General features: G+C 37.0%; 3 protein-coding genes. All 3 read left to right on the top strand.

Annotation, left to right across the window (positions count from 1 at the left end):
- The first annotated feature begins 562 nt into the window (after positions 1-562).
- The 3 genes from EAE89_RS22605 to EAE89_RS22595 all read left to right on the top strand — a co-directional run bounded on the left by EAE89_RS22605 (position 563) and on the right by EAE89_RS22595 (position 2272).
- Complete coding sequence (locus EAE89_RS22605; protein WP_214086630.1) at positions 563-1528, top strand: hypothetical protein; 966 nt, start codon at positions 563-565, stop codon at positions 1526-1528.
- Complete coding sequence (locus EAE89_RS22600; protein WP_054481672.1) at positions 1525-1920, top strand: DUF1240 domain-containing protein; 396 nt, start codon at positions 1525-1527, stop codon at positions 1918-1920. The genes EAE89_RS22605 and EAE89_RS22600 overlap by 4 nt, the downstream gene beginning before the upstream one ends.
- Before the next feature lie 124 nt (positions 1921-2044).
- Positions 2045-2272 carry a phage major capsid protein gene (locus EAE89_RS22595; RefSeq protein WP_054481674.1) on the top strand — a complete coding sequence of 76 codons (228 nt, stop codon included), beginning with the start codon at positions 2045-2047 and terminating at the stop codon, positions 2270-2272.
- Positions 2273-2596: the final 324 nt, after the last annotated feature.

Below are 2596 nucleotides of genomic sequence, written 5' to 3'. Positions count from 1 at the left end.
TAAGGTTCATCAGGCGCGGAACTCATCGAGGCGCAGGTTCCTTGCCTATAGTGACGCCGGATAGATTTAAGCAAGCCCAAAATTCATCAAAATGAGTGTTGCAAAAACGAGGGCGACCATAGATTTTACGCTCTCCTACTATACATTCTCTTCATTCATATAAAAAATGGGTGAACAGGAGATACAGTCAATGAATATCATATTAATTGCGGCAAACCCAGATGTAGCAAGGCGTTCAGTGAATTATGCAGAGGGTGGACAGCGAAGGAGGCGAAAAAGATTTTTAGGGGGTATTTCTGGCAGGCAAATAAAAGCCGGATGAGTCTGGGATAATAAATTTAGTGCATAATTTTTTTATTATGGTAAGACTGAAATTAAAATTAAGTAATTGTCTGATTTTGCTTAAGAATAGAGATTCATCACAAATTTAAAGGTGGATCTTTTCCATGCTGGAATGGGTAAGTATTGTTGTTATATCCTGTTTAATTGATGCTACATCGGAAATCTTGACACAAGTCAATCAATTATTAATTTGATATTGAGTGCTACGGAGAATTGAGGAATGACACATAAAAAATATAATCCCACTTGGGATGGTTATATGGGCGATTTTTTAAGGGGTAATGTAGGGATTAATCAGCTAAAACCCCAGCATGAATTTTTTGATGCCATTGGGTTAGAAAAAGTATTGAGTGATAATACCCAATATCACTTTGTTCTTACATTAGCGCAAGCCAAAAGCATTATTGAGGATATCAGTCCCTCCCATCCACAAACCCCAAGTCATGGAGAAGCATTTGCAAGAGGTACGGAAGCAGAAAATCTAAGTTACGGAGACGAATTTGCAAGAGGCACGGAAGTAGATAACAAGAAAAAAAATCCTATGGCGCATGTATTTTCTGTCACAGATCCTATTTCCACCTATGTGGGAAATATTTATGATTCACATGGGTTTTTTGATGTTTGCCGGGAATTTAAGAGGTTAAGTATTACTGCAAAAACCTATGTGGGAGAAAATGGGGAAAAATATATTCATCTGTCAGGTCATGCTGGTCTTAGGCGTCTTGTCAGGGGAACCCGATACGGTGCTAGCCACCCTCAAATGTTAGCCATGGGGATAGGACAGCAGGGTCTTAATGCTAGTATTATCAAAGGTGTTAGATTCTGTATTGTCTTTTCGATTGGCTATAGATTGATAGAAAGTATTTTTAAGGATGAATATACTTTAGCCGATTTTATCGGCAACATAACAATGGATATGGCTAAAACTGCTATTATTGCTGCTTCCTCTTGGATTGTAGGATCACTTTTAACTGCCACTGCTTTGGTAGGTGGAAGTATTATTGTTGTTGCGGGAATAGTTTTAGCTGTTGGAATTCTAGCGGCTATCGGTTTAGATCTTGTTGATAAGCAATATGGAATAAGCGAAAAATTAATAGCACTTTTTAAAGAAGAAATGAAGAGAAAGCCAAGAACACCGGAAGCAGACTTACAATATTTTTTTAATACGATGGGAAGAATTAGGTGAATAGCAAATATTTAAAAGCCTTGGGTGGAGTAATATTGTTATTATTCCTTACATTTCTGATGTTCTTCATTATTAAATCTGCTGTTTCATTAGTATTAATGAAAGATGAAATAACATTCTCCAGCGCAGTTGTTATAAGTATTCTATCTTTCCCTATAATATTTTACTCTTTATCAGGTTCTATTTTTTTCTTTATATTTGATAGATTACCTAAATACAACAAAATACTTGTTAAGTACCTGAGTAGATTGATGATTGCATCATTTGTCATTAGCTTACCTATCTCTTTTTATGTTGATTATAAGTTAAAAAATGATGGTTATTTGACATGTGATAAAATATCGTGGATGTCACCAACAACCTATGTAAGAAATTTATTACTTTGTAAATGAAAAGTTTTGTAAATATTTTGTCTTCATGTTTCCCCTTGTTTAGCCTCTAAATCACAGAGGCTTTTTTATTATTTTTCACGGTGTTAAATAGTGTTTTAAAGAAAATAACTATTCCAAAAACACCATGAAAAAACTACTCGAATTACACCAACATAAAACCGATTTAACCCAACAAATGCGCTCGTTGCTTACCAAAGCCGAAGACGAAAAGCGCTCACTGACTGCCGAGGAAGCCAAACAGTTCGACGAATTGCGCAGCCAATCCGATACGCTCAATACAGAAATTGCCCGCTATGAAGCCTTGTCTGATGAAGAACGCAGTCAGGCGGGTAAAAACCCAGCCGACCAGTAAAAAACTCAGCAATGACGAACTAGGAGAGCATAAAAAAGTCTGGGGCACTTGAGTTATTTAGCGGTAAAGTGGGCAACTCAACCGGACTATTACCCATTATCGGCCCATGAATACTTATACGTTAAAGTGGCTTCTTTAGCTGTTTTGCTACATAAATGCCCCACACTAATGAGATGGCCGCCCTCACCCTGTTAGCAATATATTGACAGCGTGTGATTTATTTTTTATTTAAGAGGCCACCATCATGAACACTATCGCATTGATTGGCATCGATCTTGGCAAGCATTCCTTTCATATCCATTGTCAGGATCAATCAGGAAAAGC

The sequence above is a fragment of the Photorhabdus heterorhabditis genome, assembly GCF_018448905.1.
Classification (GTDB): Bacteria; Pseudomonadota; Gammaproteobacteria; order Enterobacterales; family Enterobacteriaceae; genus Photorhabdus; species Photorhabdus heterorhabditis.
The sequence above is the reverse complement of the archived record's forward strand: the minus strand, read 5'-3'. Positions and strand labels throughout refer to the sequence as shown.

Excerpts from the sequence above, each read along its gene's own strand:
- EAE89_RS22605 (WP_214086630.1), top strand. The coding sequence starts at position 563 with ATGACACATAAAAAATATAATCCCACTTGGGATGGTTATATGGGCGAT.
- EAE89_RS22595 (WP_054481674.1), top strand. The coding sequence starts at position 2,045 with ATGAAAAAACTACTCGAATTACACCAACATAAAACCGATTTAACCCAA.